This is a genomic window from Paenibacillus sp. FSL H7-0735 (genome assembly GCF_038008505.1).
GTDB classification, from domain to species: Bacteria; Bacillota; Bacilli; order Paenibacillales; family Paenibacillaceae; genus Paenibacillus_AQ; species Paenibacillus_AQ odorifer.
This window is the reverse complement of record NZ_JBBOZH010000001.1, coordinates 2971876-2988932: the sequence shown is the minus strand read 5'-3', so window position 1 is coordinate 2988932 and position 17057 is coordinate 2971876. Positions and strand designations below refer to the sequence as shown.

Genomic DNA, 17057 nt, shown 5'->3' with positions numbered 1-17057 from the left:
ACAGATTCTATATTCCCTCTTACTTCCCTTCTTTGACCATAAACCTAATTAAGCAAAAAAAGACCAGAATCACGTTTTCACATGTTTTGGCCTTTCTTCTAAGCTATGATATGGAGGAATTATAGTTCTGGCATTTCATTCACAATCTGTTCCAATGTAACCTCCTGGAGAACATTCTCCATTGCTTTTTGGGCGAGTGAGAACACAGGTACAATTGCACTGGCTATATTCTTGCCAACAGGACAATCGGGATTAGGATGCTCATGGACAGAAAACAACGAGTCCTCTTCCACCGCATTAACTGCTTTATAAATCTGCAGCAGCGTAATCTCGGATGCGCTACGTGTAAGCGAAGCACCTGCGACTCCGGGGCGGGCATTTACTAATCCTGCTTTTTGCAGCATACTCGTAAGCCGACGGATAACTACAGGGTTTGTGTTTACGCTACCAGCTATCCACTCCGACGTGCTTTTGCCTTCTTTATTGCTGTCAATCAACGTTAATATATGAATGGCTACCGCAAATCGGGTGCTAATATTCATAGAAATCTCTCCTTCTGCCTTGCTGCAAAACATCATTCAGATGCAACTATAATAGTTACATTCCATGCATTTGTCAAACTTTTGAGGATATGAACAACTTAAAATCTATCAATATTCTCCATATAGATTAGGATGGTATATTTTCATGAAAAAAGATCGCTGGGCAATATTTTTAATAATAACAGTTGTCTTTGAATTTATTAATATAACTTACAGTTTAATATTCGAACAATCCATAGAATGGTTTTCTTTGATTATATTAATTCTCTTTGTTTCTTTAATTGTTAATTCTAATATAAGTAAAAACAAAAAAATGATTAAATACAACTGCCAAATGGCACTCGTATCCTAAGTATCTTTTCCTATGTTATCGAATTCCTTTAGAATCTCAGCCACCTGGGCAGCATATTTTTTACTCAGACGCGATTTGCCAAGATTACTCTTCACAATCTTAATGATTCGGGCATCTCGGCTCTTTGCAAATCTCTCCAGCATAACAAAGCCTTCTTCAGGCTCATTCGCCACAAATACACTCAAGCTGTATTCAAGTCCCTTAGATAATACACGAAAATGCTCAGTATCCTCATGTTGCACTCCCCTACCATCTATACTCTCCATGATTCGGGCAGCCAACTGAAGACAATATAGCGTATTTTCTTTCTTTTTTAAAAGAGGAGGATGCGCTAATGCCGCTACAAAAGCCCGTTGTTCAAGCCTGTTCGCACCTTTCTCCCACATGTCAATCAGCTGCCTGAGCAGGGTGAAATCATCCTCCCCTATACTTTGCAGCGCCATAGCAGACGCTTCACGCACCCTCCATCGCGAGTCATTCATAGCTGTCTTAATGCTGTTTTGAATCACTACTTGCTGCTCTTCTCCACCGTAACTGTAATAAGCACCGAACGCCCTAACCGCACAAAACGGCAGAAACTCACGGGGATCATTCACCCCAGCTTCAGCTTCAGTAATATTAGTCCAAGAGACGAGCAGCTCCCAGCCTGTATCTGTTAGATTAGGATGCGCGAATTGTTTGGCGAAATGGTCTGAGAGCTCCAAATTCACTCGTGGTCCTGGGAGTTTACTCTCCTGCATCATCAAATCATTAAGCTGTACCCACAGCTCCTTATCGTTTACCCATTGCTGAAACGGCACTTCAATCATCTTTTGCTCAGCCATCTCTGGTCCCTCCGATAGTTATCTTCAGATTCGAACGATTCCTTGCATCGCGTATGCGAGTTTCCTGTTCCATCAATATTTGATCAAATCTCCAGCATTAATCACTCATGGACATTTTACATCACATCAATGGCTTATGCATATAACCGATGAGGGAATATTAACACCATGGCAGAAAACTTCAAATCTAGATAAAGCGAAAACGTGCAAGACAAAAAGCAACTTATCTGTAGATAAGCCGCTTCTCTGTAACAAGTTCAATATCACCTAGGCTTAGATCGTTAAAAAGCATCCAATAGTTGCATGCAATCCTGGTGAAATTGGCATTGGTTTACCACTGAAACCTCCCCGGGAAATAAGGGGTTTTGCGCACATACGGCTAATTTATATTTCTCATCAATATGATACTGCTTAAAGTGATACAATCCGATTGCGTCATGGTTCTCCAATTGAATTCCGTTGTTTAAACGAAACGAAAACGAGTTCAATGGAAGAGATAATCCCTTCCCTATCGCTTTGATATAGCTTTCTTTAAGTGTCCAAAGGTCAAAGAACAGACTCATCCGGCCCATCTCTTCACATTCCGTCAATTGGACATATTCATCTTGCGAAAAAAAACGCTTAGCAATATTAAGATCGGCTTGCTGAATCTGCTCAATGTCAATACCGATCGGCAATTCATCCAATGCGCAAACCACCCATTCTCCTGAATGCGAAATGTTAAACTCTACAGTCCCCCCCCTTTTTTTTAGGGAGGGTTTTCCGTAGACATTTGTAACAAACTCGATATCGCGGTTGTTCACTTTTAACCGTTTATTTAAGCTTACACGAACCAGCAATTCAGCAATAAGAGAATGCTGCAACGCTTCCACTCTTTTAAAGCGTTTAAGCCGCTCTCTCTTTTGTTGGGGGATGCGCCACATTAATGTTTCTAACGCAGGTTCAGATATTAGCTCAGCCACCTTCACCCCGAAGATCTCCATCGCTCATCGCTACTCCTTCAGCTCATAAGTACTTGCGAATCCTATTCATGAAAGGACAACACGTCATTCTCTATAAAAGCAGCTTTCTCTACAATTTTCCGCTTATAATTCCTTACTTTTGCATCATCTTTCTCTCCTTGAAGTGCAAAAAAACTATCCCGTGTTTCATCAGAAATTCCCCAGAATTTTTGCATCACCAAGGAAGTATGCATGTAGCTTTCTTCACCATCTTTATAAATTCCAAAATCAAAAAGCTGTTCCTTCACCTGTTCATATAGCTGTGTGCCAACATAAGGAACATTGATATTTATCACATAATTATCAGCCTTTAAGGCTTTAAAAAAAGGTAACATCTCTATATAATCTTGGTCATTGAATCCAGGGCATCCCAGCAAAATATAGGCTGTCCGTTTGATTCCCGCCTCCGCTGCCATGCGGAAAGCTTCCTCGACTTCCGTCAATCTAATTCCTTTATTCACCACTTGCAGCATCCTTTGGTTGGCCATTTCCACACCAAATTTCAAATGCACGCACCCCGACTGCTTCATCTTATCAAGGATATTCTGTCTCACACAAATGTCCACGCGCGCCTCTGCCCACCAGTGAAACTCAGGGTACTCCTCTTTTAGTTCAATCAGCAATCTAAGCATTTCTGAAGTGCGTTTGCCTAAGCCCGGCAGAAAGATCATATCTGAGAAATAAAATCCAAATACATGCATACGTTCAATGCGGTAGCGGATTTCGCTAACAAAACGTTCGGGAGACATAAAGGAGACATTGCAGCCGCGCAGCGAGGGCTGATAACAGAATGTACAGCGTTTGGGGCACCCGCGCATAGACATAATGTAGTCCCAGTCTTCCGGCTTATTTTTCTGCGCTAAATATGAATCTGTCAGTATCGGAAGATCGTTTAATTGCTGGGCCCATTTAACAGGCAGCATTCCCCTTGCATTCCCCTCTACTACAGAAACCGCAAGATCCTCGCCTTCTCCAACAATGATCGTATCCAAATCAGCCGTGTCCTTCAGCTTGGCATGTTTAAGCAAATGTCCATAACCAATACAGGTAACCTTATCTCCCCATCTCTTCTTTATCTCTTTTGCAAGGTATGCACAGGACTGAGTACTTCCAAGTTCGACAGTAGGCATCAGAACATCGCCAACACCAATAAACACATAATCAGGCTGAAAGCGCTCTAGCTCATTTATGACCATATCAAAGCTTTCATGCCCCCGAGTACAACGTTCCTGCATAAGCCAGCTGTTCATAGTCATACTGTACCGCTCTGTATAATCATGATCATCTGGAGCATTATCGCCATTAATTAACGTGACTGCATGACCCCTACGATGCAATATCTCCGCTATGTAATGCATAGCAGGACTGATCCTATTGTTTTTCGACTCAATAAGCCGGTAAAACGGGGGAATAACACAGGCTACTCTTTTACTCTGACGATCTGCCATTGATTTCGGCCTCCATTGTTAAATTTTAGTGAAACTGAGGTCTGAATCTGAGACGATGGAAGAACCGACTTTGGCAGCGGAACCGGGAAGTGTTCCAAATCTGGCACCCAAAAAACTGGCAGAGAATTGGGGCATCCAGCCATGCACATTAAAGCAGCCATTTCGGTCAAAACCGGCAATTAACATTCCCGAACGGTCGTATCTCCCTCTTGGAAGCCAAATCCAGTATTCCGAATCCGGGGTATTACCTGTCAAGAATCTCACTCTAGCCACGAAAAGAAGATACCTTTCCAAACTAAAGTTAAGATCCCCGCTGTCTTCCACTAAGTGTGCAACCTCTAGCCCTGTGTGTTTCATTAATGAAGGCGACAGCGCAGCCGCTGTTCGAATCCAGCAATCTTCCTGCTCCGTTGCGGCTGTCACAAGTGGATCTTTTAAGGCCCAGCTTGAAATTCTTGTAAGCTCACCAATCTGTTCCCGTGTAATTCCCTTGGGAAAGCACAAAATAATTTCTCCATTTTCTCTCGATGAACGAATCTCTTCGCTTGTAAAAGGACAAGGCGATAGTTCGAATTTTCTGCCAATGATCTGATCTACCCCCATCCCACGATACCAGGATTCAAGCTCCAGACGCAGCATTTCGGGATCATCCGGTGAATGCTCAAGGTTTGCGGTAAACCGTTTGAGATCCGTCCGCTGAAGCACATTTGCGTTTAGCATATTATCTATAAGCCTTAACATTTGGTTCTTAGAGTTCTCCATTTCAATAAACCTCCTATACTTCTAAATCTTGTAGTATTCATTAATTTTTCTGCCTGCTGCAGTTAGCCAGCGATTGGACCGCAATGATGATATGTCTAATGTTTGTGCCGAATTCCCGGCTATTTCTTCACTGATTAGGAGTCCGGCGGCCGGGCTGTGCATAAAACCATGTCCGCTGAATCCTGACGCATGGTAAAACCCTTGGATTTTGTTATCAGCGCCCAGCACCGGATGGGAGTCCGGCGTGTCATCATAATACCCTCCCCAGCAGGATTTGATGGTTGCTTCCTGGAGACGAGGCAGCCGACGAAGAGCAGCTTCCAGATGTTTATATTCCCATTCCGGGTCTGAGTAGCTATAATCCGGATCTTCGCATCCCCCTGCAACAAAGGGCTTATTTAAGCCCGTTAACAGACCGCCTGTCTCCTTATGTAAGCCCAGACCTTCCCCGGGGAACACAATAACGGGAAAATCGGCGGGCAGCCATGGGAGCACATCTGTAACCAACAACTGCTGATGGCAGGGGATTACCGGCAACTCAATTCCGGCTTTAGCAGCCACAAATTTGGACCAGGGGCCCGTAGCATTTACAACAACTCGCGAAGTTATCGCTCCTTCTGACGTTACCACTTGCTGTATCGCGGAACCGTCAGTAATAAAGTCCGTTACAGCGACTCCAGGATAATATTTGACACCCAGCTCTCTGGAGAGCCGAATATACGTGCTTGTAATCTTATTGGGATCGATCAATCCATCCTGCTTATTGTAAGTTGCACCGGTTACATCCTCTAGAACCAGCATCGGCAGCTTCTTTTGAATCTGCTTAGGCTCCATCCATTCCGTTTGCACACCCAACCTTTGCTGCAAAAGCATCGCATCATAAAACTCAGAAAGATTATCTTGTGCCGTGAAAATAAACATATATCCGCACTGGTCCATTTCATCCTGAACAAGGTTATACGAATCAAGCTGCTCCAGCAATCGAAAACTTAACTTGGACAATTCAATATTTATCTCCGTTGTAAACTGACTTCGCATCCCGCCTGCGCAGATAGATGTGGTTGCTCCGCCTAAACTTTCGCTTTTCTCAAGCACTACCACATCAGTTATTCCTTTTTTGGCTAAATAGTAGGCTGTACACGCCCCGACTGCCCCAGATCCAATAATAACAACTTCACATTTATCGGGTATCACCGAGAATTCTCCTTTTCTTCTATTTTGCTGGTTACAGTACTAAACTCTTTCAAAAGCGCTGACAGAAGCGCGCGCTCTTGCACATCGATACTCTCCACTGTGCGTGCAGCGATCCGCAACAGGTTAAGGTCAGGCTCAAGATGATATTTCACCAAAATGTTTCTGAGAATAAGAGTGGTTTCGTATATATCCTCATAGCCTTTCATAATGAAATCAGAAAGGTTATATCCACATTGAGATAAATATCCAAGCCTGTTAACCATGCATTTTTTGTGCTCCCAGAGTAAATGAAACGGACGAACACAATAGAAAATTTCGTTACGCGCCAACCTATCTAAATAGTCTAGCAGCGCTCCATACACCTTCATTCCCCAACACGAACCTCCATCTGTTCCCGGGCAGGTTACCATGGTTTCTGGCTGGCGTGAATAGTAATAATCCGCTAGGCTTGCGATCAGTGTAGTTGGCTCAAAATGAATCTTATCAGCTTCATTTAGCCGGACAGAGCGAATCGAACGCCGTTCGAATGCATGAGCGCGCAGCGATGATATGATCTGATCGGCGGGAAGCTCATGAAACTCGAAGATTTTATCGTAATCCGAGCCAGCAATACTAAATGTATGACTAAGATCATCATAGCCGTAAATCATAAAATTCCTTTCGAAATGAACCTTATTAAAATAGTGCTTACCTTCTATATAAAATTCATCCAAGCTTACTTCGACATACTCCTTCTCAGCCAGACAATCCAAGATCTGTTTTACAGCAACACGTTCAGGACCAAGCCTGATCTCTTTCAAATTCAGATAGGGGAAATGCCCCAAAGATTGCTCGGGTGACAGAAATTCAAGATCCATCACATCCATATTCGCTCCAAGATATAAATGAATATAATGGTTATGCAGCCAATCCATCTTTCTAGAGCAGACTTCCACTACACTGAGCAGATGAGAGCTGTTCATGCTGCTGTTCACCATAGGGTACTTGATCGGCAGGTTAGGCATCTGTGGCACATCCTTCACCATTTTTACTCCAGAGATATGCCGTTAAATCTCCAACCGTAGGAAAATGTCCTGCTACCAAAAGGTAAGGATCAAAGTCCAATTGCAACGCCCGCTCAACTTCAACAATAAATTTGATGTAAGTAAGCGAATCCATTTCCAGATCTGTGAACACACTTTCGGGCTCCAAGGAAATATCACACTTTACAAATAGGCGCAGCAATACCTCCACCCGCTGTTGTATTTGGTCCATCATATCCTCCCTGTCCATCATTTATCTCTGGCCTAATGTTCCTTCGCCTACTTGCAAAATTTCTTCCAACGACATTCCTAATTGAGATAACACTGATTTCGTCAGCTGTCCCTGGGCTGCAGCAGAGGGCGGTTCAGCAAGCATGTCCGCCATTCTTGCAATCGTAAATTCGCCTAGGTACAACTCCATAATGGTTATGTTTGTATTGAATCTTTTGTTGACAATACTAACTAGCTTTAGAGCTAATAACGAATGGCCGCCCAGATCAAAAAAATTCTCGGCAATGCCGATCGCACGGCCCTCCAAACTCAACAACTCTTGCCAGATAGATTCTATCTCTGCCTGAAACTCATTTTTAGGAAGTAGAGCGCTGCTCGCTTCTTTAAATCTCACATCAGGCAGCGGAAGCGCCTGGCGATCAACCTTACCATTTCGATTTAACGGAAATCTCTCAAGTCTCATAAAGATGCCAGGAATCATATAGGCCGGCAAATAAGCTCTCGCATAGTTTCGCAGCTCCGCAGCGGCAATCTCTTTATCGCTCACATAATAGGCAATCATAAGCTGCCCCCCGTTATTCTGCTTGAGCGGATGGACAAGAATCTCTTTGATCCGGTTGTAACGGCGAAATACGGCCTCGATTTCACCCAGCTCTATCCGCGCACCGTTGAGCTTGATTTGTTGATCTGTTCTTCCCCCATAAATAATCGTGCCGTCTTCGAGGAATTTGCCCATGTCTCCTGTGCGGTACAGACGTTCAGCAGCAGGATGTCTGGTGTAAGGATTGGGTACAAAACTGCGGTTGGTCAGCTCTTCATTTCCGATGTATCCTAGGCCCACTCCTATTCCACCAATGCATATTTCTCCGTAAACCCCAACGGGAACCGGCAGAAGATATTTATCCAGAATGTAAATTCGGAGATTGGAAATCGGTTTGCCGATCGGAACACTTGAATGGCCTCGGCTCTCCGCACAGTCCCAGCAGGTTACATCAATGGCCGCCTCAGCGGGCCCGTACAAGTTGAACAAATGCGCAGCGGATTTTGAGAAAAAAGAATCACGTAATGTGGTACTCAGCTCTTCTCCACTGCAAATGACATTTTTAAGTGAAATGCAGCTTTCTATTGGAAAGGAGTCCATAAACTGCTGCAGTAACGCCGGAACAAAATGAATCGTCGTAATATGCCTCTCGACAATCACATTCCCAATATATTCAGGATCATGCGGTTTATCCGGTCGGGCTAATACCAATTCCGCTCCATGCAGTAATGGCCACAGCAGCTCCCATACTGCCACATCAAAAGTGAGCGGTGTCTTCTGCAGCACTTTATCGGTCTCATCCAAACCAAACTGCTGCTGCATCCAAAGAAGCCGGTTGTATAACCCCTCATAGCTGTTCATCGCGCCCTTCGGGGTTCCGGTTGAACCGGAAGTATAGATAACATAGGCTAAATCGCTGGGTTCGGCCGGCTCATTGTGCACAATTTCACACCTGAAGTCAGCTGAATAAGAGCTATTCCCGACGAGGACCACCTTATGCATCGGTTTAAACAGAGCCGCATATTGTTCCTGGGTGATGATCAGTGCACACGACGACTCACAAATCATATGGGCCAGACGTTTGGAGGGCAGCTGTGGATCAAGCGGCATAAATGCCCCGCCGCATTTAATTACCGCCAGAATTGAGGTGACTAGCTCAACAGATCTCTCCAAGCCCAACCCAACAAGGCTGCCACGCCCGATCCCCAATTGTATCAGCCTCGAAGCAAGCATATCTGAGGCCAGATCAAGCTCCTCATAACTCATGTTGTCTTCTTCGCTCAAAAATACAGCCCGCAGATGACTATGCTTCGCAGCTTGTTTTTTGATCTGGCTTATGAACCTTCGGCTGTCCAGACAGCCGAAATCCGTACAAGTATCATTCCATTCGTAGATCACTTTATTGATTTCTTCCGCGGTCAAAAACATGTGGCTGCTAACCGTAGCCTCCGGTCGCTGCAGCAGCTGCTGGAGAATGTTAATGTAGTGGTAATGGAATTGCCTCAATGAGGCCGCGTACCATTTATCATTGTTGTATTCGTAAAATAATTGCACTCCGCTTCCGGTATCATTAAGCCCAATCGTCAGGTCAAAGGCCGAAGAGCTTTTATCTGCCTTTAACGCTTCAACAGTTAGGTTGGATAACTCCAAATCCGTTTTGCCGCTCTGCACATAAGTAAACATCGTTTGAAACAGCGGATTTTCCCCTGGCCTGCGATCTGGATGCATAATACTGACCAGCTTGTCGAAAGAGACTTGTTGATAGGCAATGCCCTCATTAATTGTTTCTTTCTCTTTATTCAATACTTCAAAGAAGCTGTCTTCAGTCTGCACATTGGTGGTGAGTGGCAAAGTATTGGCAAAAAAACCGATAAGATTCCTTACTTCAATGCGGTTACGGTTAGCCATGGTTGAGCCGATAATCAGGTTAGACTGGCCGGTATATCTAAACATCAGGACCCGGTAGGCTGCGAGCATAACGTTATAGACCGTGAATTCGGGGTGACGTTTTATAAAATCCAGCATTTCATTATAGGCATCCTGCGGCAACTCTCCCCCATAATTGCACTCCGAATCGGTTGGCCCAGCAGCTTCAGGCATTGCCGCAAGGTTTAAATCAAGCCGTGTATCTGCCGAAGCTAACTTGTTGCTCCAATAATCCATTAGTGTTGGATTGCCGGCATTTGCAATATATTTTTGTTCCCAGACCGCATAAGCAGAATACTGTACCGGCAATTCAGGCAAGCGTGCCACCCTGCCTTCTTCCAAAGCGTTGTAGATCTCCCTGAATTCATTTGTAAAAATATCCAGAGACAACGCATCTGAAATGCTGTGATGGAAACGAAATATCAGTAAATGCTCGGTTGGGCTCATCTGCACCAGTACCGTCTCAAATAAAGAGCCTCCATTTAATTCGAACGGTTTATTAATCTCCATTGCCAACCAATCCAGCGCCTGTTTCTCCATCTCTGACTCAAGACAATCCAACCGCTCAATCCTGACCGCTGCGGGCTGTGGAACCGTCTTTTGGTAAGGCTCCCCGTCTTTTTCGTAAAATACAGTGTCTAAAATTCGATGCCTTTCCTTCAATATACCCAGACATTCAGTCAAGTGTTTATAATTCAGACAACCCTTCAAGCGGTATTGTATCGTCATATTGTAAGCGGAGCTGGCAGGGTTCAATTGATGCAAAAACCATAATCTGCGCTGAGCGCCGCTCAGCGGAATATCGGTTAAATCGGAATCAGCACGGATAGGAGGGAGACTTCTATGCATTCGCTCGGCCTGCAGCAGCGCTTCCCAATTTGATAAACCTCGAGTCATACTTCATCCTCCCGATTCTTGGAATTAAAAATCATGCATCAGGAAATTGCCTTATCATTGAGCAACACTTTAAGACAGTTAATAATCGTCAAGGGAGACTCAAAGGTCTCTGGAGTGAGACAGTTGTCTGGAATCTGAACCCGGAAGACCTCCTCCAAATCGTACAGAAGATATAAAGCCCGGAACGAATTAACTCCCCATTCGGTTAAAGTTCTGTTCAAATCAGCAGCCTGCAGCGTCTCTTTCTGCTCTACTGAGGGTAAGGCTCCATTTTTGCGGATTAGTTCCATCACTGTCGCTTGGATATATTCCTCATCTCTGTTCATAACGGTCAAATCCCCTCGTTTCCCGTATTATTTTTCGATTAAGAAATTGCCGACCGCCAGCGCATCCATAGCGGAGGTATAGAAGGTTTTGATGGCGTCGTATGGAGTCTCACACACCGGTTCTCCTCGTGTGTTAAGCGATGTGTTCATTATCAGCGGAATTCCAGACAACTTATAATGCTCGGCAATAAGCTGATGCCAGACCGGATTCACCTCGCTTCGAACCGTTTGCGGTCTGGTAGATCCATCTACATGCACGATGGCAGGAACAGCCTGCCTTCTCTCTTCTTTGACTGTGTAGGCTTTCAGCATATACGGCGAATACTGCGCCTCCTCCACCAACCAATCCGCATGTTCATCCATAATACTTGGCGCCAGCGGTCTCCAGGATTCTCTGAATTTGATTTTTTGATTGACTTTTACATATGAATCATAACTTGCAGGACTGGCTGTTATGGAACGATTGCCCAATGCCCTTGGCCCCATCTCGGCTGCGCCTTGGAACCAGCCAATGACTTTACCTCTATCAATCAGTTCTGCCGTCTGCCGGCAAATATCGGATGAATAGTTATACTTCAAACCAAGCTTGTTTAATACCTCCGATATATGGTTGTCATCATAGGAAATTCCCCAGTAAGGAGTCTTCAGTCTGCCCTTTACAGGGAGAACGGAACGTTCTTTAGAGGCAATCATGGCAGCTCCGATACAGCCCCCAGCATCATTGGTTGCCGGTAATACGAAGATTTCATCGAAAATTCCGAGGCGTTCCAGCCTTCCATTCGTCGTACAATTGAGAGCAACACCTCCGCCTATCACCAAATTTTTACTGTTGCCTTGCCGGATGGTCTGCTGGCAAAGATGCACAATAGTGTCTTCCAGCGCCTGCTGCGCCGATGCGGCAATATCTTTGTGCTTCTTGCTGTATTCGACCGTATAATTGAGCCCGCCATACAGTGTATTATTGCTATAGATACGCTTTGGAGGATCACCGAATTTACGGTACATTTCCTTCATCCATATTCGGGTCAGCTTGTTATACTTATCCTCCAAACCAAGCGAACTATCAGGTTCTCCGATAGGAATCTCGTACCCGTCTTCCGTCAACCGTACAGAAAAGTCATAGACTGACTCTCCATAAGAGGCTAATCCCATCAGCTTTCCTTCTCCCGATGCTCCAAGCTGTAAATAATCACTGACGATGGAATAAAAAAATCCAAGCGATTGTGAAATCCCGTATTCTTGCTTAACCTCAATATGCTCATTCTTCCCATAGGCTACTGTGGTTGAAATATCGTCACCTTGTCCGTCCATAACCAAAATCACCGCATCATCGAACCCGGATAAATAGTAGGCACTTGCCGCATGGCATAAATGGTGGCTGACCGAAATGATAGTGGGCATTTTTTTGCCTGATAATACCGGGTGCTTCTTGAATTTCTCCAATATCCCCAATTCTTCCGCTTTTTGCGGGTCCCATGATAAAGCAATCAGATCGATATCTTCAAAAGCAACGCCCGCTTGTGACAGACAATTGAGGAGCGACAAAACCGGGGGCTCTCCGTAAGCATGTTTTTTTCGGCAAAAACGCTCCTCCTCAGCATAGGCCACCAAAACGCCATCATGAACCAAACATGCCGCTGAATCATGTCCTAGCCCACCGCTTAAACCAAGAATTAACACGTATACTCCCCCTCTAAGTTTTGTTGATATTGATTGAGAAGCTGATTTACAATTCGACCTGTTTTGGAATTCTTGATTTCCGCGATGTTCTCTGGTGTGCTTTCACCCAAGACTTGTCCCCCCTCCAGGCCTCCCTCCGGCCCCATGTCAATAATCCAGTCCGCCATGACTAAGACATCGGTATTATGTTCTATCACAACGACAGAATTACCCGAGTCGACCAACTGCCCAAGCATATCAATCAGCTTAATCACATCATGCGGATGCAGGCCTGTTGTTGGTTCATCAAGCAAGTACAAGGTGTGGTGTCTACTGCTTTTGGAGAGCTCTCTGGCCAACTTTACCCGTTGTGCCTCCCCGCCGGACAAAGTGGTTGCCGGCTGGCCCAGAATTAAATAATCCAGTCCAATACGGCACATCACATCCAGCTTGTTATATACGGATGGTTCATCCGCGAACAGTTCCATCCCTTCTTTTACAGAGCAAGCCAATACATCTGAAATGCTATGGTTTTTATACTTTACATCCAGAATCTCCGGCTTAAATCGTTTGGTCCGGCATACAGGACATGGGGTCTCAACCGACGGTAGGAATTGCAAATTCACTTGCACAAGCCCTGCTCCCTGACAGCGTTCGCATCGGCCGCCGGGGACGTTGCAAGAAAAGTGTTTGGCCTGGAGATTACGCATTTTCGCTTCAGGCAGCGCAGCAAAAATATTCCTTATCGCCGTGTACACATCTGTGTAAGTTGCCGCGTTTGATCTTGCAGTCTGACCGATAGGGGATTGATCAAAGCTAATGACCTTATGCACATTCTCCCAGCCCTTAACATCTGCATAGGCATCAGTCTCGGTGCTTTGGGTAAAATGAAGCTGTGCGGATCGAGCCAGGACGTCGAACATAAGAGTCGATTTCCCCGACCCTGATACCCCGGTCAGCACAACGAGCTTGCCCAACGGGATATTCACACTTACATCCTTAAGGTTATGGCGATTGGCATTTGTAATCTCAATGCATTTCCCGTTCCCTCTGCGGCGCTGTTCAGGAAGAACCACCGTATCTTTACCAGCGAAATACTGCCCGGTCCATGATCTGCTGCACTGAATCAGCTGCTGCACGGAGCCAGCCGCAACCACTTCTCCCCCTTGCTTGCCCGCACCCGGTCCGATATCAATAAGGTAATCGGCCGCCCGCATAACATCCGGGTCATGCTCGATAACTAGAACCGTATTTCCAAGATCACGCAACTGCCGGAGCACCCGGAGCAGACCTTCGGTATCTATCGGGTGAAGGCCAATTGTCGGTTCATCGAGAATATATAAAACTCCTGTTAAGCTAGCTCCGATTAATGAGACGAGCTTAAGCCTCTGCATTTCTCCCAGAGATAAAGAAACGGTGGAGCGGTCCAAGCTTAAGTAGCCGACACCCACTTCAATCAAGCGAGCCAGCTTTTTTTCCATTTCGGAAACGATGTTCATAAGCGGATCCTGACTTCCCCCTAGCTGTTGAGCGGACACTTTACGCAACCAGCCAAGCAAATGGAAGAGCGGCATTGCAGATGCTTCGGTGATACTTTTCCCGGCTAGCGTAACCGCTCGACTGTCTGCGTTCAGCTTCGTACCGTGACAATCCGAACACTCTTGCAGATGAAAGAATTTTTCAATCTTCTCTCGATAGTCCGATTCGTGTCCACGTTCCTTGTATCTGCGTTCCAGGTTGGTCAGAATCCCCTCGAATCTTCCCTCTGCAGCATAAGTTGGAGGGGTCTTCCCAGGAAAATGCCTGATAAATCGCTGGCTGTATACACCGAAATACAGCAGATCCCGTTCGACCGTGCCCAAATCTCTCAAGGGTTTATCAGGATCAAACACAAATCCGTAATAGTTACCGGCTGCAACCAAATTATCGGCCATTAACTGTGCTCCATGAGGATTGCTCCCCTTAAGTGCACACTGCTTCAAGCTGAGGCTGTCATCGAAAATTTCTTGTAAATTCGGTTTTCGTTCAACCCCCAAGCCCATACAAACCGGACATGCGCCTTCAGGTTTATTGAAAGAGAAATGGGACATGGTCAATGCTCTAAGCTCATGGCTGCACTCTGGGCACACGGCTTTGCCCTCATCGGAATAGGACATAGGAAGATCATGAATCTCTGTTTCGATCGACTCATAGTTTTCCTGCCAGATGTCAGCACTACTTGAACCCTTGACTTGGCTTCCGCAATTAGGACAAGCTCTTTCTCCGCTTTTGGTAAACAATATACGAAGCAAGGTGTACAAATCCGTTGTAGTTCCAACGGTTGACCGGGGATTTCGGTTAGTGTGGCGCTGGTCAATACAGATGGAAGGCGACAACCCTTCAATAGAATCAACCTTAGGTTTGTGGATAAAATCACTTATCATACCGAGCGAATCCATGTATTGCCTCTGACATTCCTGCTGCAAGGTATTCATGGCAAGCGTTGATTTGCCGGAACCAGACAATCCAGTTAACACCACTAGTTTGTTTCGGGGGATAGACAGAGATATATTTTTCAGATTGTTTTCTCTCGCACCTTGAATTTTAATCCAGTCATTCAATGTGATCGGCTCCTTCATGAGACATCGTCATATGCTGCCGTATGAATGTTATCCATTCGGTCTTCGCTTCAGAAATGTTCATCAGCTCACTGAAGCATGATTCATGGTTAAAAGCTACTAACAGATTTCCTTGCATCTTTGATGCTGGTTTTCGTTTTTTGCCGCTCCATATTTCTCCTTCAAAAAAACAATAGCTATCTTCATCAGTTATACAAACCCCGCCTTGAGACTGGTGGCTTTGATTTAACCAGACATACACCAACACTGTAAGGGAAGCCGGATCGGCGGTACCGTGACGTATTACTTGGTCTGCAGTCATCAGTCGGTCGTGTTCCCGAAATATGGATTTCTTCTTCAATAAATCCACATACTCAAAAAAATGCTGTTTCGTATTATAATCGCTCAGAAACTGACGAATAAGCGGACTATTCATAGATGCCAGAACATAAGCCTGCGGTTTTGTTACTAATAGTGTCTGATAAGCATATTTGGCGTACGTATATACAGAATCCGGCAGATTGCAGCTGTATCTCAGCATCGTTTGACGCAGCAACCGATGAAGTTGCAGCGGGTCAGCGCATTCTTTTAAACTGGGCATTGGGCATTCATCCATATAGCTAATTCCCGTTGTTAGAGGACGTGAGAATTTAAACACAGTGCCATCCTTGAACCAGTTATTTAATCGCTCCACCGTCCGGCCTGATAAATTCGAACTTCCGGCAGCAGACCAATACTCCCTCTCATTGAACAGCTTGCTGATTTCGGTCTGATAATAGTAAGTACCTGCATTTAATTTAACAATCCGGTCTGTGAAAAACAGGTATGCCTCTCCAGTGATGGAGACGAGCAAACAATCGTAATTAACTAAACGGAGCTGGACGATATCCGAAGCCGCCAAGCCGCATAATCGGAGCACCGCAAAATAAAATGACATAAGCGGCGTACAATTAGCGGTTAATGGAAAGTGATCTTCAGCCAAGGTCAACAGTTCATCATAACTAAACGTTGGAGCAGTAAATTTGCTTGACCAGCTGCTGTTACGATCAGGCCGCTCAATCTGGAAATTGATATTTTCACTTGCAAAATGATATAAGGACTCCAGCGTCCCTAGAGCGGTTGGCTGAAACAGCAATGCTGCCAGATCAGCTACGCGCAAAGACAGCATATTGGATAGAATGGCCGCACATTCCAATTCAGAGTGCACTTCCCGGGAACGTATATTTCGTGGAATTGCCCGAGCGTATAAATTCGCCGGCAGAGGATCGTTGCTGTTTCTAACAATCTCCAATTCCGCTTCATTGGTCCACCAGAAGAGATCAGTCATGGAATAAGTATCGTAATGAATTAGATCGGCTTCGGCCGAACCAAACGGTAGCCAGCTTTTCTCGATCGTTACAACCTTCCATTCTTTTTTGTCTTCAACATAGCGCATAGTATAAATATGCTCATCCTTTAGCTGGTCAAACTGTTCATAAGTAAAGGTCAAAGTACAAGCAGCAACAATTTCAGCAAGACTTATTCTGACATTTCGTACGTTAAATTCTATGCAAGTCGGAACTGTTTTTTGTAAATACCCATGGAACCATGCCCGCTGTGATTCAGCTTCCATTTCATCTTCGAAATACTGGGTCTCCAGCCAAAGTTCAATATCTCCTGTTGTTAAAGCACGATGAAGACAGTCGAGCAATGTAACGGAAATGGCGGATGTATCCAATGTCTTTTCCACACTCTT

General features: G+C 45.0%; 13 protein-coding genes and 1 pseudogene. 1 reads left to right on the top strand and 13 read right to left on the bottom strand.

Translation table 11 applies throughout. The annotated features are described in order from the left end of the window. Positions 1-119: 119 nt before the first annotated feature. On the bottom strand, positions 120-542 hold the full coding sequence (locus NSS82_RS13375; protein WP_076100677.1) for an Rrf2 family transcriptional regulator: 423 nt from the start codon (positions 540-542) through the stop codon (positions 120-122). A gap of 145 nt (positions 543-687) precedes the next feature. Here NSS82_RS13375 and NSS82_RS13370 point away from each other — a divergent pair, with 145 nt between their 5' ends. Continuing rightward, positions 688-894, top strand: a complete 207-nt coding sequence (locus NSS82_RS13370) for a hypothetical protein (RefSeq protein ID WP_076147195.1) — start codon at positions 688-690, stop codon at positions 892-894. Here NSS82_RS13370 and NSS82_RS13365 read toward each other — a convergent pair. The 12 genes and pseudogenes from NSS82_RS13365 to NSS82_RS13310 all read right to left on the bottom strand — a co-directional run bounded on the left by NSS82_RS13365 (position 891) and on the right by NSS82_RS13310 (position 17051). Further along, positions 891-1718, bottom strand: a complete 828-nt coding sequence (locus tag NSS82_RS13365) for a hypothetical protein (RefSeq protein ID WP_081386641.1) — start codon at positions 1716-1718, stop codon at positions 891-893. The genes NSS82_RS13370 and NSS82_RS13365 overlap by 4 nt on opposite strands. A gap of 377 nt (positions 1719-2095) precedes the next feature. Further along, positions 2096-2701: pseudogene (locus NSS82_RS13360) on the bottom strand (4'-phosphopantetheinyl transferase family protein); the annotation flags it as partial. Between the two features lie 41 nt (positions 2702-2742). Continuing rightward, a complete protein-coding gene (locus NSS82_RS13355) occupies positions 2743-4167 on the bottom strand; it encodes a B12-binding domain-containing radical SAM protein (RefSeq protein WP_076105502.1) in 1425 nt (474 codons plus the stop codon). Positions 4168-4185: 18 nt separating this feature from the next. Beyond that, positions 4186-4929, bottom strand: a complete 744-nt coding sequence (locus NSS82_RS13350; protein ID WP_076272863.1) for a hypothetical protein — start codon at positions 4927-4929, stop codon at positions 4186-4188. A 21-nt stretch (positions 4930-4950) separates the two neighbouring features. Then, positions 4951-6123 carry an NAD(P)/FAD-dependent oxidoreductase gene (locus tag NSS82_RS13345; RefSeq protein ID WP_036685941.1) on the bottom strand — a complete coding sequence of 391 codons (1173 nt, stop codon included), beginning with the start codon at positions 6121-6123 and terminating at the stop codon, positions 4951-4953. Then, positions 6120-7148 (bottom strand): hypothetical protein, encoded by a 1029-nt coding sequence (locus NSS82_RS13340; RefSeq protein ID WP_340960357.1) that lies wholly within the window; start codon positions 7146-7148, stop codon positions 6120-6122. Before NSS82_RS13340 ends, NSS82_RS13345 begins: the two co-directional genes overlap by 4 nt. Continuing rightward, entirely contained in the window at positions 7120-7380 is a 261-nt protein-coding gene (locus tag NSS82_RS13335; protein WP_162164283.1) for an acyl carrier protein, read from the bottom strand. The genes NSS82_RS13340 and NSS82_RS13335 overlap by 29 nt, the downstream gene beginning before the upstream one ends. Before the next feature lie 18 nt (positions 7381-7398). Then, on the bottom strand, positions 7399-10740 hold the full coding sequence (locus NSS82_RS13330) for a non-ribosomal peptide synthetase (RefSeq protein WP_341109826.1): 3342 nt from the start codon (positions 10738-10740) through the stop codon (positions 7399-7401). A gap of 38 nt (positions 10741-10778) precedes the next feature. Beyond that, positions 10779-11066, bottom strand: a complete 288-nt coding sequence (locus tag NSS82_RS13325) for a hypothetical protein (RefSeq protein WP_036685933.1) — start codon at positions 11064-11066, stop codon at positions 10779-10781. 27 nt (positions 11067-11093) lie between these two features. Beyond that, positions 11094-12746: a carbamoyltransferase family protein gene (locus tag NSS82_RS13320; protein ID WP_036685931.1), complete on the bottom strand. Its 1653-nt coding sequence runs from the start codon at positions 12744-12746 to the stop codon at positions 11094-11096. Further along, a complete protein-coding gene (uvrA, locus tag NSS82_RS13315; RefSeq protein ID WP_076272860.1) occupies positions 12740-15325 on the bottom strand; it encodes an excinuclease ABC subunit UvrA in 2586 nt (861 codons plus the stop codon). Before uvrA ends, NSS82_RS13320 begins: the two co-directional genes overlap by 7 nt. Then, positions 15318-17051 carry a hypothetical protein gene (locus NSS82_RS13310; RefSeq protein WP_076272859.1) on the bottom strand — a complete coding sequence of 578 codons (1734 nt, stop codon included), beginning with the start codon at positions 17049-17051 and terminating at the stop codon, positions 15318-15320. The genes uvrA and NSS82_RS13310 overlap by 8 nt, the downstream gene beginning before the upstream one ends. Positions 17052-17057: the final 6 nt, after the last annotated feature.